This is a genomic window from Trichocoleus sp. DQ-A1, assembly GCF_039961955.1.
GTDB lineage: Bacteria > Cyanobacteriota > Cyanobacteriia > Cyanobacteriales > FACHB-T130 > FACHB-T130.
The window spans coordinates 25,112-47,889 of sequence record NZ_JAMPKE010000012.1; the positions used below are offsets into that span (position 1 = coordinate 25,112).

General features: G+C 46.2%; 19 protein-coding genes and 1 tRNA gene. 15 read left to right on the forward strand and 5 right to left on the reverse strand.

What is annotated here, in order from left to right; translation table 11 throughout:
* Nucleotides 1-129: 129 nt before the first annotated feature.
* Both cas8a1 and cas6 read right to left on the reverse strand, forming a co-directional pair.
* On the reverse strand, nt 130-1,644 hold the full coding sequence (gene cas8a1 / locus NDI33_RS13745; protein ID WP_190678845.1) for a type I-MYXAN CRISPR-associated Cas8a1/Cmx1: 1,515 nt from the start codon (nt 1,642-1,644) through the stop codon (nt 130-132).
* Entirely contained in the window at nt 1,641-2,291 is a 651-nt protein-coding gene (cas6, locus tag NDI33_RS13750) for a type I-MYXAN CRISPR-associated protein Cas6/Cmx6 (protein WP_190678847.1), read from the reverse strand. The genes cas8a1 and cas6 overlap by 4 nt, the downstream gene beginning before the upstream one ends.
* Before the next feature lie 191 nt (nt 2,292-2,482).
* On the opposite strand from cas6, the gene NDI33_RS13755 reads away from it, so the two are divergent.
* The gene (locus NDI33_RS13755; protein WP_190678848.1) at nt 2,483-3,865 is read left to right on the forward strand and encodes a helix-turn-helix domain-containing protein; all 1,383 of its coding nucleotides are present in this window, start codon (nt 2,483-2,485) and stop codon (nt 3,863-3,865) included.
* A gap of 158 nt (nt 3,866-4,023) precedes the next feature.
* Here the strand turns inward: NDI33_RS13755 and NDI33_RS13760 are convergent.
* Nucleotides 4,024-4,097, reverse strand: a tRNA-Val gene (locus NDI33_RS13760).
* A 159-nt stretch (nt 4,098-4,256) separates the two neighbouring features.
* Between NDI33_RS13760 and NDI33_RS13765 the strand changes: the two genes are divergently transcribed.
* The 10 genes from NDI33_RS13765 to NDI33_RS13810 all read left to right on the forward strand — a co-directional run bounded on the left by NDI33_RS13765 (nt 4,257) and on the right by NDI33_RS13810 (nt 16,614).
* Nucleotides 4,257-4,760 (forward strand): DNA recombination-mediator protein A, encoded by a 504-nt coding sequence (locus tag NDI33_RS13765; RefSeq protein ID WP_190415828.1) that lies wholly within the window; start codon nt 4,257-4,259, stop codon nt 4,758-4,760.
* Between the two features lie 51 nt (nt 4,761-4,811).
* On the forward strand, nt 4,812-5,222 hold the full coding sequence (locus tag NDI33_RS13770) for an MAPEG family protein (RefSeq protein ID WP_190430638.1): 411 nt from the start codon (nt 4,812-4,814) through the stop codon (nt 5,220-5,222).
* A gap of 43 nt (nt 5,223-5,265) precedes the next feature.
* Nucleotides 5,266-5,757, forward strand: a complete 492-nt coding sequence (locus NDI33_RS13775) for a YajQ family cyclic di-GMP-binding protein (RefSeq protein ID WP_190415832.1) — start codon at nt 5,266-5,268, stop codon at nt 5,755-5,757.
* Between the two features lie 173 nt (nt 5,758-5,930).
* Entirely contained in the window at nt 5,931-6,410 is a 480-nt protein-coding gene (locus NDI33_RS13780) for a paraslipin (protein WP_190434478.1), read from the forward strand.
* 95 nt (nt 6,411-6,505) lie between these two features.
* On the forward strand, nt 6,506-6,994 hold the full coding sequence (locus NDI33_RS13785; protein ID WP_190678850.1) for a DUF202 domain-containing protein: 489 nt from the start codon (nt 6,506-6,508) through the stop codon (nt 6,992-6,994).
* A 579-nt stretch (nt 6,995-7,573) separates the two neighbouring features.
* Nucleotides 7,574-7,933 (forward strand): response regulator, encoded by a 360-nt coding sequence (locus NDI33_RS13790; RefSeq protein ID WP_190415835.1) that lies wholly within the window; start codon nt 7,574-7,576, stop codon nt 7,931-7,933.
* 68 nt (nt 7,934-8,001) lie between these two features.
* Entirely contained in the window at nt 8,002-8,460 is a 459-nt protein-coding gene (locus NDI33_RS13795; RefSeq protein WP_190415837.1) for a chemotaxis protein CheW, read from the forward strand.
* 24 nt (nt 8,461-8,484) lie between these two features.
* Nucleotides 8,485-12,804: a PAS domain S-box protein gene (locus NDI33_RS13800; protein ID WP_190678852.1), complete on the forward strand. Its 4,320-nt coding sequence runs from the start codon at nt 8,485-8,487 to the stop codon at nt 12,802-12,804.
* 287 nt (nt 12,805-13,091) lie between these two features.
* Nucleotides 13,092-16,157, forward strand: coding sequence for a hybrid sensor histidine kinase/response regulator (locus NDI33_RS13805; protein ID WP_190678854.1), 3,066 nt, complete (start codon nt 13,092-13,094; stop codon nt 16,155-16,157).
* Nucleotides 16,158-16,164: 7 nt separating this feature from the next.
* Nucleotides 16,165-16,614 (forward strand): chemotaxis protein CheW, encoded by a 450-nt coding sequence (locus NDI33_RS13810; protein WP_190678856.1) that lies wholly within the window; start codon nt 16,165-16,167, stop codon nt 16,612-16,614.
* 313 nt (nt 16,615-16,927) lie between these two features.
* Here NDI33_RS13810 and hemL read toward each other — a convergent pair whose 3' ends face one another.
* Complete coding sequence (hemL, locus tag NDI33_RS13815; protein ID WP_190678986.1) at nt 16,928-18,226, reverse strand: glutamate-1-semialdehyde 2,1-aminomutase; 1,299 nt, start codon at nt 18,224-18,226, stop codon at nt 16,928-16,930.
* Nucleotides 18,227-18,712: 486 nt separating this feature from the next.
* On the opposite strand from hemL, the gene hisIE reads away from it, so the two are divergent.
* On the forward strand, nt 18,713-19,363 hold the full coding sequence (gene hisIE / locus NDI33_RS13820; RefSeq protein WP_190678858.1) for a bifunctional phosphoribosyl-AMP cyclohydrolase/phosphoribosyl-ATP diphosphatase HisIE: 651 nt from the start codon (nt 18,713-18,715) through the stop codon (nt 19,361-19,363).
* Nucleotides 19,364-19,400: 37 nt separating this feature from the next.
* Here the strand turns inward: hisIE and NDI33_RS13825 are convergent, their stop codons facing one another.
* A complete protein-coding gene (locus tag NDI33_RS13825; protein ID WP_190678861.1) occupies nt 19,401-20,669 on the reverse strand; it encodes an MFS transporter in 1,269 nt (422 codons plus the stop codon).
* A 303-nt stretch (nt 20,670-20,972) separates the two neighbouring features.
* Here NDI33_RS13825 and NDI33_RS13830 point away from each other — a divergent pair, with 303 nt between their 5' ends.
* The 3 genes from NDI33_RS13830 to ruvA all read left to right on the forward strand — a co-directional run bounded on the left by NDI33_RS13830 (nt 20,973) and on the right by ruvA (nt 22,744).
* A complete protein-coding gene (locus tag NDI33_RS13830; RefSeq protein ID WP_190415851.1) occupies nt 20,973-21,152 on the forward strand; it encodes a chlorophyll a/b-binding protein in 180 nt (59 codons plus the stop codon).
* Between the two features lie 190 nt (nt 21,153-21,342).
* Nucleotides 21,343-22,092 (forward strand): sucrose-phosphate phosphatase, encoded by a 750-nt coding sequence (locus NDI33_RS13835; RefSeq protein WP_190415900.1) that lies wholly within the window; start codon nt 21,343-21,345, stop codon nt 22,090-22,092.
* A 28-nt stretch (nt 22,093-22,120) separates the two neighbouring features.
* A complete protein-coding gene (ruvA, locus tag NDI33_RS13840; protein ID WP_190678863.1) occupies nt 22,121-22,744 on the forward strand; it encodes a Holliday junction branch migration protein RuvA in 624 nt (207 codons plus the stop codon).
* Nucleotides 22,745-22,778: the final 34 nt, after the last annotated feature.

The window sequence follows — 22,778 nt, forward strand, 5'->3', positions numbered from 1 at the left end:
AGACATTCCCTTTTGATTGCCCATGATTCAGTGAGGCAGAACCATAATGAGTTAACAGGTTTCCGAATAAGTGGTACATGATATTAATTAACCTATGATTGATTTTATAAAGTTACTTCAGAGCTTTGGTTATTCTTCTGATGGTTTTGGGCTTGGTTTATAACTTGCTAAAGCAATCAAGACTAAATTCCTAGCTTTTTCCCAAGAAACTTGCCCCATTAGAAGTGGCAAAATAGATTCCCACTGGTCGTACAATGCCGAATTAAGACCTGCTCTAGATAGGAAGTCAGAGAGAAAATCGTTAAAAGATTGCTGGTCATAGCATCGCCCCAGTTCTCCTCGAATCCGTTCATATTCTCGCTCGAATCTAGGAACGTCTCCTTCCTTAGTACGACCATAAATCTTGCCATAGGTTTTTCTTAAGGCTTCATGGCAAGCCCTAATAAAAGAGCTATAAATCTCCATTTCCTTATCGCTTTCAATCATAATTCGTAAACCTTTTCGGTTAAAAAACAGTTGTTTAGATAAATCTCCCAGTGTATCCTGATTAAAAGTTAGCCAAAAATCCGACCACCAAGGTACGCCCTTGACTAAGTTATCAGCAATCATCCCCTTAATAAGGTTGAGTTTAACAATCCAATTGAACCCGTTCCAGAAAACTCGATTTTTTTGAAGATGCTTATCAATTAATTTATAAGTTAGGATTGTTTTTATCTCAACCTCTATATCCTGAATATCCGTCAAACTTCTTTGCTTTGAATCTTTGTTCAATTTTGTGTATAACAAGGCTTGACAATTTTTGTGAGATTTATTAAAGGTTTCTAGTTCGTCATAGCTGTAGTATTTTAATGCAGCTTCTCCACAACTCGTTACATAGAAATCTTTATAGTCTAATCTCCGCAACTCCCAACATCTTTGAGCGGCAATTTTCAAATTTGTAACTTCAGGAATGACGACAATATATTGGGTGGGTTGTTTTGTGTCAACTTCTGAAGAATGAGAATGAAGGATAAAATATTGGCAGATAAGAGGTAAAAACAGTAACCCTAGTGCGTATTCTACTTTTTCTTCTAGCTTATTATATTTATCTAATATTGCATGACGAACTGTTGCTCCTGGATAACTCCAACTGACAATCTGAATGTAATCTTCTAGTAATTCCCCTGTCTCGCCACAGAGCTTCTCAGCAAAAGACTGATGGGCATACCATTCTATTTTTTTGTATTTAAGCGTTCCTGTAATACCATTAATACTCAAGGATTCAGAGGTTTTTTCTCCTGATTTATAAAATTTATTGTGCCTTAGAAAGGTAGCTCCTATTGCTTCATGTAGATAAATTTGATTACTCAGTTTCATTGATGACGAATCCAAGCCAGTTAAACTAATTATCCCCTTTTGATTAATCTGAAAGGATTGTCTGAATAACCAATCTAAAACTTGGAAATCTTGTCCTTGCCAGTCAAGACTGATACTACTGTTAGTCAGCAACCAAGATAGATTGCCTGGACGAGTTGCAGGGGTGGGGAAGTGAAGTTCTAGTTGCTGTAAAGTCATCCACAGTCCCGCCATCCCTGCACGGTGCATGATTGTTGTATCCGACGCACTGAGAGTGAGGTAGATTTTGGGTCGCGTGGTTGTTGTCATTCTCTTTCCCTCTTGTCGCGCCGTGAAGGGACGAATACGCCACACATCATCTTCTGCTTTCCACCTATACCGTATTTCTGTAGGGTGATTGAGTCTTCTGGATTCAAGTCAGTTGCTTGTACCCCAAACCCCCTCACCACAAAGGTTCCATTTTGATTTTCGATGGTAAGTTGTCGGCACTGGGGTTGACCGTTGGCTCTAGTGGCAAGAGTGATAGTTCCTTGGATATTTAAGCTTTCTAGTTGACGTTTGGCTGCTTCTAAAAAGGATTGAGGTTCCTGGAAACGTCGAATAATAACCAGACGAGAGTATAGGTCTGGAAAGGGATGTAAAGGATTGTATTCAGGAATGCCTAAGTGAAATTGGTTTTGACCAATACTGAAAGTTTGTCCAGCTAGGAATTCGTAGATGAAGGGAATCAGGTCTATAGGAAGGCGTATTTGTAGCTTGGAACGTTGCGTGAGACGAAGTTGCTTTGAGGATTCGGGAATGCCTGCGATGGGATGAATGCTGAGGTTTTCTAGTTGATGGATAGCAGGACAGATACGGGAAAGGGCAGAATAGACTATATAGCCATTATCAAGGGGAAGGTTTTGACCTGTCAGGGAAAAAACCAGGTCTATATATGGAGAATTCTCCGTTAACATAACTCATTCTCTTTGATTTTGAAGAATGCAATAGAATGTTACAAAAGTAAAAAACAAAATACTCTATTGTAAAGATAATTAAGTTTAAAGTAACCGACGAAACAAAATTGATTGACTCAAAAAAAGTTATAAATTCTTTGGAATTCTAAAAATTTTCGTGAATACACGGTTTAGCGAATTTAAGAATTAAGATGATCTTTAACCCTCATCCTGAACAGTTACAGTTATGGAGTATAGAAAAGCCTCAGTTACCTAAACGTAGCCATCTTTACCATTTACCACCTGTAGGAGTAGGAACTCCTTTCGTAGAAAGCTTAACTAGCTACATTGCTCGACTGGCAGAGTCTCATAGCGTACTTCCCAGTGTGTTGATATCCAAGGAAATCACGCCCTATTTGAAGAAAGTTTTTGCTAAAAGACTTTCCAGCAGAAGGTTACGAGCTTTGTTTGATCGAGCTAGAGCTTTGAACGGCACCGGAGAGATAGCAATGGATTTTGTCCAAGCGCTGGAAACGCTTACGCTTCGGAGTGATTTATGCTTTCTGACTCTACACAGTTGCGCTTCCATCTTGGCACCACGAGGCTTGTTCCGCCCTTACAAGGCTTGGTGTCCTGCTTGCTATCAAAAGTGGCGCTTATCGAGGCAAGTTGTCTATGAGCCTCTCCTTTGGGTAATCGAAACAATCAAGGTATGTCCCCAACACCAGCAACCTCTTTGCTTGTACTGTCCTCACTGTCACAAACAGCCTCCCCTGCTAGAGTGGCACTCACGTTCCGGGTACTGCTCGATTTGTGGCAAATGGTTAGGGAGCGTTTGTGATTCTTTTGCTTGTAGTAACTTATCTCCAGAGGACTTAAAAAAGGAGATATGGGTAGCGGATAGCATAGGAGAATTGATTACTGCCGTTCATAGCCTCTCATCTCCACTGCTGAGGGAAAACGTAGCAAAAGCCATGTGTGCAGCCATAAACCTTGCTACTAAAGGGAATATCGCTGCCTTCGCTAGTGATTTAGGAATTCCTAAAAATACCCTATGGATGTGGCATACCGGGAAAGCTTTGCCCCAACTTGATGTCCTCCTGAAAATTTGTTATTGGCTGGAGATATCGTTGTTGGACTTCCTGATACCCGAAAAGCTGGCGGCTAAACCGTTGAAGATAAGCCTACAGAAATCTTCTGAGCGAGCGCACAACAAAAGAGTATCCCCCAAGCCATTCGATTCAGACACAGTAGAAGAGGCTCTACAAGCAATGCTTGCAAGTGATGAGAAGCCGCCACTGACAATGAAAGAGGCGGCTGAGCGCTTGAACCATGATAGACGGACGATTTCTCGCCATTTTCCCAATTTATGTCACGCCATTGCCGCTAAATCCCGCCGCTACAGGAAAGCAGCCCACGAGAAAAAGATAGAGCAATCCTGTGAAGAAGTTCGGCAGATTGCGCTCAAGCTCCATAATGAGAATGTGTATCCCTCTGAAGGTCGTGTATCACAACTAATGACCAAACCAGGAGACTTACGAAACAAGAAAGTCCGAGCAACCTTGCAGGAATTACAATCTGAACTCAGTAGGTAAGCAGATAGTAACTCAATCAAGTTCTAAAACTACTGCGCGAACGCTCAACGAGCTACAAGCATAAGCTGACCAGAGAAAATTACAAGCATAAAGTGACCATTTTGGACAACTTATGGTTGTAGTGACACAGCCACCTATAGCGGCACCAAAAAAAATAATGGACACAACTGGATTCGAACCAGTGACCCCCACGATGTCAACGTGGTGCTCTAACCAACTGAGCTATGCGTCCGTCCGACGATTTATAAATATAGCATAGCTTTTTATAAAAGTGCAAATAATTCTCGCTAACCAATGGAACTTAGAACTAGGCAACTAAGATGCAGAAACTCCATCGCTGTTGTCATCCGGGTCTGATAAAATAGCGAGGTTGTTCAGACAGAAATCGTCATTGAGCCAATCCATTGACATTCCTAAGCTTGATGCCTTAGCGCAAGAACTGGCGACTATCCAGCAAACAGGTTCCAAACGGATTGCCCTGCTGGGGTCGCGTCACGTTCCGATCACCCATCAAAATCTCATTGAGATGATGAGCTATGCCTTGGTTTTAACCGGGAATCGACTCATCACCTCTGGTGCTACCGGAACCAATTTTGCCGCCATCCGAGGGGCGATGCGAGCCGATTCTAGCCTGCTGACTGTAATTTTGCCCCAAAGCTTAGAGCGTCAGCCACGGGAATCGCGGGAGCAGTTGGAACAGGTAATGCATTTGGTAGAAAATCCCGAAAACGACAATTTATCGCTGGCTGAAGCCAGCGCTCTATGCAATCAAGAGATAGTTTCTCGGTGTCAGCAGCTAATCTGTTTTGCGTTTCACGACAGCCACACCCTGCTCAAAACTTGTCAGGATGCGGAAGAACAACGCAAAGTGGTGACTCTGTTCTACTTTGATTAAAAAGACGCGATGCATTAAGAGCGCTACCGCTGGCGTCTCTACAATAAAGCTATGATCCCAGTACCTGCTATTCTGCTCGACTGCATTGCCGCAGCCGCTGTTCTGATTTATATCCCCTTTTTGGTGGTGGGTTACGCCCGTGTGACTGTGGGGTATGACACGGCGGCTCCGCGAGCCATGTTTGATAAGCTGCCTCCCTACGGACAACGAGCCACTTGGGCGCACCAAAACTCGTTTGAAGCATTTATGATATTTGCGGCGGCAGCCCTGATGGCTTATGTGACAGGTGTAGATTCGCCCTTGGCAGCGATCGCAGCGATCGCCTTCGTTGTTGCCCGGTCATTATACTCCGTTTTTTATATTCTCAATGTCCCAATCGCGCGATCGCTAATGTTCGGCATCGGTACTCTGAGCAGTAGCACCTTATTTGTCCTCAGCCTCCTTTCTGCCAATAGCAATTAGCGATTTTTCTAATATCAATTTAGCCAACCACTAACGATTCTTTATGGCTTCTACATACTCTTTTGATATTGTCAGCGATTTTGACCGGCAAGAATTGGTCAATGCCGTAGACCAAACTGAGCGGGAAATAAAAAGCCGCTTCGACCTCAAAGACACTAAAACTACCCTTGAATTAGGCGACGACGTTATTACAATTAGCACCGATAGCGAATTTACCTTGGATGCTGTTCATACCATCCTGCAAATTAAATCCGCCAAGCGCAACCTTAGCTTGAAAATCTTTGATTATGGCAAACCTGAATCAGCGGGTGGTAGTCGCATTCGGCAGGAAATCAAACTGCGTAAAGGACTCAGCCAGGAAATCGCTAAACAAATCACCAAACTAATTCGGGACGAAATTAAAAAAGTGCAACCCTCAATTCAAGGTGATGCCGTGCGAGTTTCTGCTAAATCCAAAGATGACTTGCAACTGGTAATTCAACGCTTGAAGCAGGAAGATTATCCAGTTGCTTTGCAATTTAATAACTATCGCTAAACGGTTTTTAAACGCAAAGAACGCAGAGGTTTTGCAAAAATACGCAAAATTTTGGTTATTCTCTGCCTTTTTGGAGTGGTTAAAACTTAAGGTGAACAGTGCCCTTGAGTTAACATCATTCTAAAAATAAAAGCCCAATTGCTTTGTGAAAATATCCCAGCAAGACAATACAGATGAAGTTATTCCTTGCTGCTCTTGGTGCAGTCATCATTGGTTACGTGCTGGGATACTCTGTCAAAATTATCCGTCAAAGTAATGAAGCCTTAGTAGAGCGCTTGGGTCGATACCATCGAACGCTGAAACCAGGTATCCACTTTATCTTGCCTTGGCTCGATACGATTGTCTATCAGAATACGACCCGCGAACAGGTTTTGGAAATTGAGCGCCAGCCAGCGATCGCAAAAGATAATGTGTCCCTAGAAGTCGATGCAATTGTGTATTGGCGCATCCTAAATTTAGAACGCACTTATTACACTGTTGAAAATATTGAGATAGCGTTAAAAAACTTGGTTATCTCTATCCTGCGCTCTGAAATTGGTCGAATTAAGCTAGAGCAAGCGGTTCATTCTAGAAGCGAAATCGCTCAAACTTTATTGCAGCAATTAAATGAGGCGGTTGCGAATTGGGGGATCAAGATTACCCGTGTCCAATAGGATATTGCTTTTTTAGAAAAATACTGGAGCCTCTGAAATTGGGAAAGCTGCTGAAATTAAGACTAGAACCTGCTAATGTCTGAGCCAGAGGAGAAATGGATAAACAACCAAAAATCGACCGCCAGCGAGAGCATCAAGCCAATGAGCGGACATTTCTCGCTTGGTTGCGTACCTCGATTGCATTGATTGGATTTGGGTTTGCTTTAGCTCGCTTTGGTTTATTTCTACAGCAACTGCAAACCGCCGTCACAGGTCAGGATAGCACTTCTCACTCGTTCATCAGTTCCCAGAGCCTTGGCATCAGTCTGGTGGTTGCTGGCATTGTCCTAATTGCCTTTGCTGCATGGCGCTACAACCAGGTTTTTTGGCAAATTGAGCGTAGCGATTATCAGGCAAATCGTCTGTTTGTCTGGATAACGGCTGGAGTGGTGATGATTTTAGGTGTCCTCAGTATCCCTGTCCTCCTCTGGCGACAGCTACCCGTTCCTCATACTCCCTCTTCTAGCAAAAGTGGTAAAGTTTATCGCCAGCTTCAGCAGCCTGCTACCTCTTTTGCACAAACTGTAAAGCATCAAAATTTTTAGAAAAAGTGCCTTTCTTTTTATTTGCATCAAAAAAGTGAATCAAAATTATTTGAAAATCGTAAAGTTTGTTTTTGAAAGTCTAAAAAACTTTACTTTGAATTAAGGAGTTTGAAAATCAGGGTTGGCGAAATCCTGCAATTTTATTTATGTGTTTTATAATTTTAAGGGTATCAAGCTGATAACTTAATTAAGTTTTCAGCATTCAATAGATGTGATGGGATATTTAACTACGAGTTTGGATTATTTTTAAGTCGGTGATTCAAATCACATCTAGGCATACAAGAACCAGATGAGATGCGGGTTTTAAACTCTTGATTTAACGTGATTTGGTGCAGAAAAGCTTAGTTTGCATCGCTGCGAATTCTATTTGAACCGGCTCTGGTGCAAGATGTAGATTGAAGCAACAAATATTTAACAATACAGCTAAATTTCTTGGGACGGAAACGAACTTTGGCAAGGTTTATTTTTCAGTAAATGAGAACAATATTAAAAGATGTTTCGGTGAAAATACTGAGGCTTTTTGAGCGGGAATAGACTCAGATAGAATCGAGTTAACAATAAATACTTGTGAGGGTTGCGATGTCGAGAGTATTAGTCGTCGATGATGTGCCGACTGAACTAGAGATGATTTGCCGAATTTTACAAGAAGCGGGGATGGAAGTGGTGAGAGCGAGTGATGGAGAGGAAGCGATCGCTCGCATCCAGGAGAAGCCACCCGACCTCGTGATATTGGATGTGGTCATGCCACGAATGAACGGATTTGAAGTGGTGCGGGAGTTACGAGAGAACGAGGAAACCAAACACTTACCTGTCGTGTTTTGTACGCAAAAAAATACAGAGATTGATAAAGCTTGGGGAATCGAGCTGGGAGCCGATGCTTATGTAAGTAAGCCACTTGAGGCGAAACAGTTTATTAATCTGGTACGACGCCTTCTCTAAGAATTAAAAATTAAAAATTAAAAATTAATCAATAATTATAATTTTTAATTTTACATTTTTAATTGTTTATGCCTCGCCAATTCGTTCTCTTTGGTCAAGACAAGAGCCTGTTTGCAGTCGAACTAACGGCAGTCAGAGAAGTGCTGGTTTTGGGCGATCAAACCATTACCGCTGTTCCGAATACGCTTCCTTTTTTATTGGGTTTAACCAATCTGCGAGGGGAAATTCTGGCAGTAGCAGATTTTGGTCGGTTCATGGGTGCCGACCCTGTGGAAAGTCACGAAGCTCGGAGTCGGATTTTAGTCGTAGAAGCGCCCGACCCGCGCGATATCAATCTTCCGTCGATGCGGATGGGATTAGCAGTTTCTCATGTTGAGGGTGTGCTATCTCTCGATCCTGATCAAATTGTCTCGGCAGCAGAGGTGAGTGAGGAACTGGCTCCTTTTTTGCGAGGCTTATATGACTGTCAGGGACGCTTACTCATGATTGTGGATGTAGAAGCGATCGCGCATTCGGATCGCTGGTAAATCATAGATTGCCGGAGCCATAAGATGGAAAGTTCATATCAGCCGATAGAGGTGCCTCAGTCTTCCGACCTCATCGGGACACTTCAATCCTTTTCTAAAAAAGCCACTATAGCAGTCATTGCAATCGGTTGTGCGGTACTACTAGGTTGGATGTTTAACATTCCCATCCTGAAAAGCATCTTGCCAGGTCTGGTGACGATGAAAGCAAACGCAGCGGTGTGTTTTATCCTCAGCGGTACATCGTTGTGGTTGTGGCACCGTTATCCCGCTGACGAGTCGAAGCGCCGCTGGGGACAATGGTTTGCCGGGATCGTTATGGTCGTCGGTTTGCTCACGCTGATGCAGTATGTTCTGGGGTGGGATTTCGGCATTGACCAACTTCTGTTCAAGGCGTCGTCAGACACCTTTGGCACTTCCTCCCCTGGTCGGATGGCTCCCAATACTGCCCTTAATTTTTTGATGTTGGGGGTGGCTCTACTGCTGTTTCTCGGCCCCTATATTAATTATCAAGCCGCTCAAATTCTTAGCTTAGCGGCATTCTCAGTCGCCTTGCTGGGGGTACTGGGCTACCTTTATGGCGTGAAATCCCTCTATGGGATTAGCTCTTACACCCAAATGGCCTTGCACGCAGCAGTGGGATTTGCGCTTCTTAGCACCGGCATTCTGTTTGCTCGTCCAGATCGAGGAGTGATGGCAGTTGTCACCAGCCAGAATGCAGGGGGTATGATGGCGAGGCGGATGTCACCGGCTGTACTTGGAATTCCGCCACTTTTAGGTTGGATAATCTTAGCCGGGTACCGGGCGAAGTCTTTGGAAACCGAGATCGCCATCTCGGTTTTAGGTAGCTTGAATATTATTGTTTTTGCCGTTCTGATTTGGTGGAATTCTCGAAACCTGAATGGCATTGATATCAAACGCCAGCGCGCAGAAACGGAACTTCGCACCCTGAATCAAGAACTCGAACAACGCATTGATGAGCGCACGGCAGAATTAACGGAAGCGAATCAAGAACGCGATCGCTTCTTTACTCTCTCTCTTGACCTGCTGTGTATTATCGGATTTGACGGCACCTTTAAGCGCCTCAATCCTTCATGGACAAGAATCCTGGGCTTCGCGGTCGAGGAACTTTTGGCTCAACCGTTTATTGAGTTTATCCATCCAGATGACCGAGACAAGAGCTTAGCCGAAGCCGAAAAACTCACTATTGGTTCGCAAGTACTGTATTTTGAAAATCGCTACAGGTGTAAAGATGGCTCCTACCGATGGTTAGCGTGGACTGCGAACGCGGCTGCTGAAAATCAAGTGATGTACTGCATTGCCCGTGACATCACCTCAAGCAAGCAGGCAGAAGCCGCACTCAGGGAAAGTCAAGAACGCCTAGAGGCAATCATCGACAATTACACCGCTGTTATCTATCTCAAAGACTTGGAAGGTCGTTACATTCTGGTTAATCGCCAGTATGAACGCCTCTTCCACACGACCAAAGAGCAGGTTATTGGCAAGACTGACTACGATTTCTTCTCGAAAGAAATCGCTGATGCTTATGGTGCCAACGATCGCCAGGTACTTGAAACCGGAACTTCTTTAGAAATGGAAGAGGTTGCACCTCAAGATGACGGACTCCACACCTACCTTTCCACGAAGTTTCTCTTAAGAAATTCGACAGGAACTACTTACGCCCTCTGTGGGATTTCCACCGACATCAGCGATCGCAAGCGGACAGAAGAAGCATTGCAGCAACAGGTGCAGATGCTGGATTTAGCCAATGACACCATAATGCTTCGGGATCTCGACGATCGCATCGCTTATTGGAATCAAGGCGCAGAAAGACTATACGGCTGGACAAAGGAAGAAACCGTAGGGCAATACATCCACGCATTTTTAAAAACCATCTTTCCCCAACCCGTCGAGGAAATTAAAGCCGCGTGCCTGCGGGATGGACGCTGGGAAGGTGAACTCATCCACACCAAGCGCGATGGGACACAGATCGTTGTCGCGAGTCGCTGGACATTGCAACGGGAGGAATCCGGTCAGCCTAAAGCGATCTTAGAAATCAACAATGACATTACTGAGCGCAGAGCTGCTGAGGAAACCATCCGTCAGAACGAGGAAAGGTATCGCTCATTGATCGTTGCCACCTCGCAGATAGTCTGGGCGACAGACGCCCAAGGACAAGTGGTTGATATGCCAGCTTGGAGAGCGTTTACAGGTCAAAGCGAGGAACAAGTAAAAGGCTGGGGATGGTTGGATGCCGTGCATCCAGAAGATCGCGATCCCACTGCTCGTATTTGGAATAAAGCCCTTGAAACGAAGAGTCTCTATCAGGTTGAGTATCGTATCCGAGCCGCAGATGGCAGCTATGGATACTTCTGGGTTCGCGGGATTCCCGTCTTAGCAGAAGATGGTAGTATCCGCGAGTGGGTTGGCGTCTGTACCGACATTAGCGATCGCAAACAAGCGGAAGCAGATTTACAGAGAACAGCAGCAGATTTGGCTCGTTCCTCGGCTGAACTTCGGCAGCAAACCAGTATCTTGCAATTAGTCCTCAACAGCATGGGTGAGGCAGTCATCGTCGCCGATGAAACCGGAAAGTTTTTACTGTTCAACCCCGCTGCGGAGAAAATGTTTGGATTGGGTTCAGGAGATGCCCCCCCCGATCGATGGTCAACGCAGTATGGCTTGTTTTTGCCCGATACCGTGACCGTTTACCCAACCGCAGATTTACCGATGACAAAAGCGATCCGAGGCGAAGCCGTTGACGACGTAGAGATGTTTACTCGTCATCCTGGTATACCAGAAGGTTTGTGGGCAAAAATTAACGGCAGACCGCTGAAGGACGACAACGGTTTCCTCAAAGGCGGGGCGATTGTTTGTCGCAACATCACCAGCGACAAGCAAGCCCAAGAACGTTTACAACAACTCGCCAAGGAGCAGGAACGCCTGCTGCAAGAACTGAAAAACCGGCAAAATGCCCTTGATGAATCGGCGATTGTCAGCGAAACCGACTTAAAAGGAACCATTACCTATGCTAACGAGCGGTTCTGCCAAATCTCTGGATACACCCAGGAAGAACTAATGGGGCAAAACCATCGCATCGTTAACTCTGGCTACCACCCGAAATCCTTTTTCCAAGACTTCTGGGCTACGGTTTATCGGGGCGGTGTGTGGAAAGGAGAAATCAAAAATAAGCGCAAAGATGGTTCTTTGTATTGGGTTGACACTACAGTGTCCCCAATCTTTGACACTAATGGCAATATTATCAAATATATCGGGATTCGCTTCGACATTACCCAGCAAAAAGAAGCGGCTGATAGACTTATCAAATTAGCAGAAGAGCGAAAAATTGAGGCAGATTCTCTAACTCAACAAGTCGTCAAGCTTTTGGGTGAAATTAAGGGTGCAGCAAAGGGAGATTTAACGGTTAAAGCTCAAGTCACCAATGACATCTTAGGAGCATTAGCAGACTCTTTCAACTACCTTGTCACCTCTTTACGGAAAGTGGTCATTAATATCCAAGATGCAGCAGCACAAGCTAATCAAGCCACAACTGCATCGATTGGTAATACTAACGAACTCGCACAGCAAGCTCGCACCCAAGCCTTGCAAATTGAGTCCACCTTAAAACAAATTGAGCGGATGCTCAACTCGATTAAAGATGTTTCAGATGCTGCAAAACGAGCCGAACAAGTGGCACAGCAAGCCGCTACCACAGCAGAAATGGGAGGACAAGCTGTAGACCGTACAGTTGATGGAATTAACGAACTCCGCCAAACGATTGCCGAAACTTCAAAAATGATGAAACGTCTAGGCGAAGGGTCGCAACAAATTGGCAAAATTGTAACATCTATTTCTCAAATTGCTTCTCAAACAAACTTGCTGGCATTAAATGCCACAATTGAGGCAGCACGCGCCGGAGAACAAGGGCAAGGCTTCGCAGTCGTAGCGGAGGAAGTTCGCAAGCTCGCAGAACGCTCTGCCTCAGCAACCGAAGAAATATCAGAGATTGTGAAAACAATTCAAGATGAAATTAGTCGGGTGATGAGGGCAATGGAATCCGGTACTCAACAAGTTGTTGAAGGAACGCACATTGCCGCAGCTGCCAAGACAAATCTGATTGCGATTATTGAAGTCAGCCGCGAAATTAATGCTTTGGTACAAAACATTACTCGTGCTGCTCAAAAACAGACAATTTCGGCAGAAGAAATTGCAGGCAGTGTGAAGCAGGTGAACGCTATTTCTACCAACACTGCCCAAAAAGCGGAAGACGTAACGAATTCACTTGGTGGGTTAGCTGTTGTCGTGAATAAACTCCAAAGTTCAGTGACAAACTTCCGTTCGCAATAAACAGTCAAGGATTCAGAACCTCACTCCAGCACCCCTTATCGCTTTTTGGCGAGGGGTGCCGGAGGGAAACAGAAAAATGCCAGCTCAATCAAATGGAGTAATTAAAATTAATAACTCCATTTTTTATTTAATACCATTCCGATTTATGTTTACACTAGGCAAGTTTTTTAACTAACAATTAAGCAATGATTAGCATATTTGATATATAGCATTGTCACAAAGATGGGGATGAATTAAATAAAATCCAAAGTCACGTCCAAAGGCTGACTTATTTAAAGGAAAAAAGTATGAATTCGGATGATTTCAATGAGCTAATCGGTATCTTTGTAACTGAAACTCAAGAATTCCTGCAATCACTAGAAGCCAATCTGTTATTGATAGAAAGCAGCAATGAAGTTGAAGCGCGATCGCAAGCGGTTCAAAACCTATTTCGGGCTGCCCACTCGATAAAAGGTTCGGCTTTGATGTTTGGTTTTGAAACCTTATCGACAGCGGCTCATTGCCTGGAAGATAGCTTTGCAATTCTGCGCGATCGCGCTGATTTATCCCAAATCAATCCAACGACGATTACCGCTTTGCTGCAAGGGGTCGATCTCCTGAGAACCATCGCCAACCAAGTCTGTCAGCCGGAAGGCAAGGATAATGGAGCAACAATGCAGGCAACCTCTGTAGCTGAAGTGGAAGCGATCGCCCAAATTCTAGCCCAGCTAGAAAATCAGTATACTAAGCCCGCTGCTTCCAGTAATGGCTCTAGCCTTAACAATCGGGCAAACCTGCAAACTATTAAAAGGATTTTTGAACAAGATCTACTTCCGGTTTTTAACCATTTGGAGACGGAACTTTCTCAAGTTAAACCAGAAACTTTAGAGCAAACAATAGCAACGCTTAACCAAGTTTATTACCAACTTTCAGGGGTAGCTGGGATGCTGCAACTGGCAGAATTTGGGCAAATTGTTGAGTATTTGAGAACTTTGATTGACACCCCCCATCTGAGTGTAGAACTCCTCCAAAAACAGGGATGGGAAATTGCCCAAAACTTGCAATCTGCCCGCACTCAGCTATTGCAGGGAGAAGCCATTACTATACAGCCTTTGAATGGGACTGAGCCAAAAGGACTGAGGACTGAGGAGTTGGGACTGAGGAGAGAGGAAGCAATACTCTCCACTCCAGAATCACCAGTTGATGATTCCTCAACACCCTTCAGTAATAGGACTGAGGTGACAGGACTCAGGACTGAGGAACCAGCCATCTCCACTCCAGAATTACCAGTTGAGGATTCCTCAACTCCAGCCTCTCTCCTCAGTCCTCAGTCCTCACTCAGTCCTCAGTCCTCAGTCCTAACTCCTCACTCAGTCCTCTCTCCTCAGTCCTCAGTCCTCAGTCCTAACTCCTCAGTCCTCTCTCCTCAGCCCTCACTCAGCCCTCAATCCTCACCTGTTTCTTCCCCCACAGGTTGGCAACGCCCGACGATTCGCGTAGATCTAGAACGCTTAAGCGAATTAGTGAATTTGGTGGGCGAATTGGTGATTAACCGGACAAATTTGGAACTACAAGAAACTCAACTACGCACTGAAGCGAAGCGCATTCGGAAGAGTATTGTAGCTTTAAATCAATTTGGAACGCAGCTCCGAGAAGAATATGACCGCCTTAGCACTGAAAATAGCAAAAGCGATCGCGCAAAAACCACAAATGCCTTTACTAAATCTTTGCCTTCGACTTTCGACTTATTAGAACTAGATCAATATACAGAATTTCACTCCACCGCTCAATCTGTGATTGAAACGACCGAAGCGATCGCGCTATCGGGAACGAAGATTGACGAAATCGCGGTGAAATTTGAACGCAGCACCGATCAACTCCGGCGGATCACCGACCAGTTGCGATCGCGCGTCATGCAACTGCGAGTCGTCCCCTTCAGTCGGGCGGTCGATCACCTCCCCCGCGCTTTGCGGGATCTGTGTCGCCTCCACAACAAAGAAGTTAATCTCCTCCTCCTGGGACGAGATACCACCATTGATGAAAGCCTGCTAGACGCCCTGCGCGACCCCCTAGTGCATCTGGTGCGAAATGCCTTCGATCACGGCATCGAAACGCCCCAAGCCCGCCTCGCCCTAGGGAAACCCCCCAGCGGTCAAATCGAAATTGAAGCCTTTCACCAAGGCGGACAAACCATCATCACCATTACCGATGATGGACGGGGAATTGACCCGGAAGCTATCCGCGCCAAAGTCGTAGCAGGCGGCTTTGTGGCAGCCGAACAAGCAGACGAACTATCAATTGCCGACCTCTACGAATTCCTCTTCTGGCCTGGTTTCAGCACCACTAAAGAGGTCACGGAACTCTCTGGTCGGGGGGTGGGGCTGGATGTGGTTCGCACCAATCTGCGGCAGGTACGGGGAACTGTCAAAGTAGATTCACGACCGGGCAAAGGCACTAGCTTTATCCTGAAGCTACCACTCATGCTATCGATCAGCGATGCCTTAATGGTTAAGGCAGATTGCAATACGGTAGCAATCCCTTTAGACGCCGTAGAGGAGATTCTCCACATTCAAGGGCATCAGATTCAAATGGCTGGGACGCAGACCATGTTGTGGTGGCGAGAAGAATTCATCCGCTTGGTGCGTTTGCAAGAATTACTCCACTATAGTGTCCCCCATCCCGACGGCCCCTCTCCCGACCCAATTGCCCAAGACTATATCCCGGTAATGGTTTTAGCTTCCAGTGAAGGTGTTCTCGCTGTAGTCGTGGAACGTCTCATCGGTCAACAAGAAGTCGTGGTAAAAGCCCTTCCGCTTCCCCTCTCAAAGCCTCGCGGGATCGTTGGTTGCACGATTATGGGAGATGGTCAGGTCGTGACAATTTTAGATGTGGACGATCTCATCGGGCAATTTTATACTCAAAGCGGCACCACAATTTCAGTTGATAATAAATCAGATTTAGGGACACGACATAGCACGCCACTCCTTGCCCCGACAGGAAGTTCTCAACCCCAAATTTTGGTTGTCGATGACTCCTACACGATCCGACAGTTACTCTCCCTGACGCTAATTCGCGCCCGTTACCGAGTCGCGCAAGCCAAAGATGGTCAAGACGCTTTATCTAAATTAGAGGAAGGCTTAAATTGCGATTTAATCATTGCCGATATAGAAATGCCCCGGATGGACGGATTTGAACTGTTGCGAAATCTGAAATCTCAACCTCAATTTGCCTCAATTCCCGTTGCCATGTTGACTTCCCGGAGTGGGTTCAAACATCGCCAGATGGCATTAGAGTTAGGAGCGATTCAATACTTTACTAAACCCTACAACGAGGTTCAGTTATTAGAAGCGATCGCTAAATTAATTAAACATTGAAGAACTTATGAATCGCCGATTTCGGACTAAAGCTCTCGTCTCAACTCGTGTTTCCAAGCGAAAACTGGTTTCGTTTCAGATGGGAAGCGAACAGTACGCGATCGCAATTGACCGAGTTCAGCGCGTTCTCAAAGCCTTTACACCCCACGCTGCCCTAATCAACGGTCGCCGGTTAATGGAATACGAACAGGAAGCGATCGCGCTTATCGATCTATCGGCGCTATTTCTAAAATCCCACGAAACAGACTACCACTATCTAATTGTTTGCACCATCAAGCAAAAAGAAAAATTAGGCATTCCCGTCTCTGAAATGCCTAAAATCTTAGAAGTATCAGAAGAAAAATTTGAGAAAATTCCATCTTTTTATCAACACGAAGATTTACCCCCCACTATTGAACAAATTATTCACGCACCTGAAGGTAATCTCGTATTCTATCTCAATTTAGATCGCCTATAAGTAGGCAGAATTAAGTATTTTTAGATGGATGAGCGATAGCGTAAACTATGCAGACATTAGGTTTTCTCGCGTTCCAACTTACTGTCTAGATAGCAATCCTAATTAATTTATTAAGTCTTGGATCTCTGCACTTACTTTTCCCTCGTGTTCTACATAGGGTTAACGTGCATGGCTGATGAAAATCAAGTTCCTGGCTAATCGCAAAATTCAGGTTTATCCAACTCAAATTTAATTTTCCCAGTCCGTTAAAACGGGCTTGAGCGATTAGCCAGGAACTTAAGTTCCTGGCGGGATAAAAGCGAGCGAGACTAACTTACAGCCCAGACATTACTTCTCTCGCTGCTGCCAAAGTGCGGTCAATATCTTCATCTGTGTGCGCCAGAGAAGTAAATCCAGCCTCAAACTGAGAAGGTGCCAGATACACACCCCGCTCTAACATTCCGCGATGGAAGCGGCTAAACTTGTTCGAGTCAGACTTTTTAGCATCTTCGTAGTTATGGACTGGCCCTTGAGTGAAGAACAAGCCAAACATCGCGCTGATGCTACCGCCGCAAGCCGCATGACCTGTTTCCTTAGCAATTTGCAGCAAGCCATCACTGAGCTTCTTTGTCATCTTGTCTAACTGCTCGTAGCTGCCTGGTTTTCGCAGCAATTCCAGCGTTTTGATTCCGGCAGTCATCGCCAGAGGATTCCCCGAAAGCGTCCCGGCTTGATACACTGGCCCGGCTGGAGCAATCATCGACATAATATCGCGGCGTCCACCGTAAGCACCCACCGGCAAGCCACCGCCGATTACTTTACCCAGCGTTGTCAAGTCAGGGGTAATCCCAAATCTCTCCTGTGCCCCACCGTAGGCAATCCGGAAGCCGGTCATGACTTCGTCAAATACGAGTAACGCGCCATTTTCTTGCGTAATCATTCGCAAGCCTTCCAGGAAACCCGCGTCAGGCGTAATAAAGCCAGCATTACCCACCACTGGCTCTAGAATCACCCCAGCAATTTGGTCGGGATTTGCGGCAAATAAAGCTTTGACGGCTTCCAGGTCATTGTAGGGGGCAGTGAGCGTGTTGCTGGTTGTCGTCTTGGGAACGCCTGGAGAATCCGGCAAGCCGAGGGTAGCGACGCCGGAACCAGCTTTCACCAGGAACATATCAGCGTGACCGTGATAGCAGCCTTCAAATTTAATTAACTTGTCGCGTCCGGTGAAAGCTCGCATCAGGCGCAGAACTGCCATGCACGCCTCGGTTCCGGAGTTGACAAAGCGCACCATTTCAATGCTGGGTACGGCGTCAATCACCATCTCTGCCAGCACATTTTCCAACACGGAGGGGGCACCAAAGCTGGTGCCTTTTTCCAGGGCTTCGTGCAAGGCACTAATCACTTCTGGATGGGCATGACCGCAAATCGCGGGTCCCCAGGTGCCAACGTAGTCGATATATTGGTTGCCATCGACATCCCAGATATAGGCACCTTTGACGTGGTCAAAGACGATGGGTTGTCCTCCCACCGATTTAAACGCCCGGACTGGTGAACTGACACCTCCTGGCATCAAATGTTGAGCAGCGGCGAATATTTCTTCTGACTTGGTGGTTTTCAAATTTGTAGAAGTAATCAATGTTATCTCCTCGTTTTGATGATAAAATCTCTGCCTCAAGATAGGCGGAAGCTGCGATCGCAGAGATTACGCTGTTCAATTATCCTACTGAGGGTAATGCCAATCATGTCCTACCAAACGAATCAGAATTTACCTGTGAGTGTTTGCTCTTGTTTCTGGAAGGCAGCCTAGGAGTTCCGATCGGGTAGCATTCAACTTGGTAGTTCGATTCAGCGATTCAGTTCGACGGTTCAATGGTAGCTTCGATGGTAGACAGAGGACTTCAAGGCTCACAAGGTTCTCATTTACGCTGTCAGAAGTCAATCAGCCAGCCTGGTTAGCCAGCTTAAATAGCATCTTTGGCAAATGCCTGGAACTGCTTCTTGCAACCTCTTATTCACTTTAGCGAACAACCCGGAAGAATATCTGAGGCATCTAGAACGGGTGCTGAGCAGTTGGTGGTGAGGAGTGATATCTTGTACAAGTGAGTCATTTGTACTGAAAATGCCAGCTGCTGAACCCTCTGCTTTAAGCCAATCCATCCCTGTCGATCGAATCCGCTACAACGAGCAGGGACTGGTGCCAGCGATCGCGCAAGATTATCTGGATGGTACGGTCTTGATGATGGCTTGGATGAATCGGGAGTCGTTACAGAAAACGCTGGAAACGGGACAAGCTTGGTATTGGAGCCGTTCTCGTGGGGAGTTGTGGCATAAAGGTGCGACTTCGGGGCATTTACAAAATGTGCGAAGTCTCCGTTATGACTGCGATAGCGATGCGCTGCTGGTTACTGTGGAACAGGTGGGAGAAATTGCCTGTCACACGGGGGAACGCAGCTGTTTTCATCAAGTAGATGGGGAAAAAGCGCCGCCTCCCGCAGATACCTTGTCGGATTTGTTTGCGACGATTTGCGATCGCCGCGATAACCCGAACGAAAGTTCTTACACCAGCAAGCTATTTGCCGGTGGAGATAACAAGATTTTGAAAAAAGTTGGCGAAGAATCTGCTGAAGTGGTGATGGCTTGCAAGGATGACGACAAGGACGCGATCGCGGGTGAGGTTGCTGATTTGTTCTATCACACCCTGGTTGCTTTAGCTTACCATCGCGTCGATTTGCGAGACGTTTATCGCAAGTTGCAAGAAAGACGGCGATAAAGCATTTTAAACGCTCTCGGTACCCAGAGTCTTGGCGTTACTTTACGTTACCCTCTGCGTTCTTTGCGTTTAAAATTCGATTCAGGTATTGCAAAATGGCAATGGTGATGGCTACGCTGAATGCGAAGCCCAGCCACAGACCATGCGCTACAACGGGCGGTTGATCTAATGCCCAGCCACCCACTGTAGGGCCAATGAAATAGCCGATTGCCCAACAAAGAGAATTGATTGAAAAATAGACGCCACGCTGAGATTCGGGGGCTAAGACTGTAATGAGAGAAGATGCTGAGGGAGTGTAGGAGACGAGGGCGATCGCAAACACTCCCATTGCTAAAATTGCCCACACTAACTGACTTGATGCCGCGACTCCTGTAAACCAAATTAAGCTAAATCCTAATCCCCAAAATAGGGCGGAAATGCACAAGGCGTAGGGATGGCTCAAGCGTTTAAATATTCTGACAACTGGCAGCTGTAAGAGAATGGCTAAGACAAGGTGCCAGGTAAATAAAGCACTAATGGTTGTGGGGGAAAATCCTTTCCCGGATTCTTCTACACGCAAGAAATTGCTGAAGTACAGGGGCATTGTACTTTGGGTTTGCGAGATATAGGTGGTGAAGATGATGTTCACTAAGCAAAAAATCAACAGACTGCGATCGCGCAGTGCCGTTGCCCAACTGCTAAATGCTTGTTGTTGGCGTTCTCCTGGTTTGTAAGTTTCTGCGATCGCTGCATAGACGACCCCAAAGAACACCACAAATGAAATCGCATCAAGCACAAATAGCTCTCGATAAGCCCCCGTGGTGCCAATTAATACACCTCCCAATACAATTCCGATGCCCATCCCCAAATTGTCTGCCAGTCGCGTTAGGGCATAAGCTTCATTGCGCTGCTCTCCCTGTGTCAAATCTGCTACTACGGCTTCTGTGGCAGGCCAATATAAACCGATGCCCATGCCCATCAGCAAGTTACCAACCACGAAAATGTGAAAATTGTTGCTAATCGCCAAGACTAGGGAAGCAACTGCCGAAACCGCGGCTGAGAGTAACAGGGTGCGTCTGCGTCCCCAAAACTGCGAATCTGCAAACGAACCGCCCAAAATACGCCCAACTACGCCAGAAATGGAGGCGCTGCCTAAGCCAAGCCCGACTTGCGTGGCGGAGAGTCCCACTTGATTGACAAAAAAAATCGGGGCGTAAAACAAAGTAAACCCAGTGCCAATCCCGGATAAGAATCGACCAGCGGCAAGAATCCAAACTTGGGAATTTAGCTGAGGCAACCAGGACGTGGCTTTGCGGAAAAATGTCATGGGGGAGAGGAATTAGAGGGATTTCTGAAGGCAATTCTGCGGGTAAACGGACTTGTCGCGTATCCACTTCAATACAGAATTGCTTGAATTGAGCAGAATCGGTTTTTCTCAGGTGATAAAGAAAGATAGTGAAAGCAAAAACGCGATCGCGCGATTCCTCTCAAGCTTTCGGTTCAAGCTTTCGGTGCGATCGCTCATAGCTCTAACCTCAGATAGAGACCACCCTAGCTTCTTATCGTTACATTTAGTTACATAAGCTAAACATTGCTTAACAAACGTAGCGATAAACCCGGAGTTCCCACCATGCAAGAGACACAGAAAGTAACCACTCCCGTCATGGACGATCGTAACGCTTGGAGATACGGCTTCACTCCTCAAGCAGAAATTTGGAACGGGCGTCTAGCGATGATTGGCTTTTTAGCCGCTGCGCTGATTGAAATCTTCTCAGGTCAAGGCTTCCTGCACTTCTGGGGTCTGATCTAGAATTAATTCCCTCCCATTCTCGTCATCATGTCACCTCAAGTAATCCGCCTGGGAGTTATCAAAACGCTCCCAGGTTTTTTTTATCTTCAATTGTCGCTAAGGAGTGATGGGAAGCGATCGCTCTCTATCCCCCTAATGAACTCCCATATAGGAAAATAATCCAGTAGCCAAATCCCAAGCAATGAGCAACGTGAAGCCATTTCTCTTCTTGACCGATTTAGACAATACCTTAGTAGGCGATGACGAGGCTCTAGAAGAACTCAAGCGCCACCTGAGCCAGCATCGGCAACAATACGGGACAAAGATTGTTTATGTAACAGGTCGTTCCCCCGTCCTCTACCAAGAACTGAAGACCGAACAGGAGCTATTAGAACCCGATGTCCTCGTTCTCTCTGTTGGGACGGAAATTTACCGAGATGGCAGCGATACACCAGATCCAGCTTGGGTAGAGCAACTTTCTCACAACTGGGATCGGGATTTGATCGTCGCCACAACCGCTCATTTTTCTGACCTCGTTCCCCAACCGCCATCCGAACAACGCCCTTTTAAAGTTAGCTACTTCCTCGCCGAAGAAGCCGCCGTTGAAGTTCTCCCTCAGCTAGAAGATTTGTTGGAAGAACGCAAGCTAGATGTCAAGTTGGTCTATAGCAGTGGCAAAGACTTGGACATCCTACCTCGCGGCGGCAACAAAGGAACTGCAACCACGTTTCTGCGACAGCAATTTCAGATGCCTCCCGAACAAACCGTTGTTTGCGGTGATTCTGGCAACGATGTCGCCTTCTTTCAGTCCGGTGAGGAACGAGGAATCATTGTCGGGAATGCCCAGCCAGAACTGCTAAAGTGGCATTACGCCAATCCTTCGATTAATCGCTATTTAGCAAAAGCGGATTGCGCTGGAGGTATTCTAGAAGGTCTGAAGCATTTCGGCTTTTTAGAATGAACTTATCCTACATCCTCAACATCTTTGCATGATCGGCTATCTCAAAGGGACGGTAGCTGGCATCCAGAAAAGCACCGCCAATCGCGTCATCCTGATTCTGGAAGTCAATCAGATTGGGTACGAACTGCATATCCCGCCGCGCCTGGAGGCTGAGCTACCAGCGGCGGGAGAAACGGTGCAAGTTTTTACACACCAACAAGTTCGAGAAGATCAAGTCCTCCTATATGGCTTTGGCTCCGCAGCGGAGCGGGATTTATTTCGCGCCCTTGTCAGCGTCAGCGGGATTGGTGCCAGAGGTGCGATCGCCCTCTTAGACACCTTAGGGCTATCAGATTTAGTCCAAGCAATCGTTACAGGCAACACCCGAACTTTAGCGAAAACTCCAGGCATCGGCACCAAAACCGCCGAACGTCTGGCGCTAGAACTGAAAACTAAACTTGCAGAATGGCGACACTCGGCAGGGGTCACTAGCACCGCGACAGGCCCTTCCGCCGCCATTTTAGAAGATGTGGAGATGACGCTACTGGCTTTGGGATATAGCAATAGTGAAGTATCGCAAGCGATTTCTGTCGTCAGACAAGATGCTCTGTTAGCGAAAAGCACGAATGCGGAAGATTGGATTCGAGGCGCGATCGCTTGGTTGAGTCATTGACCTCCTCCCAGCACTCTCGTTGGAGTCCCGATTT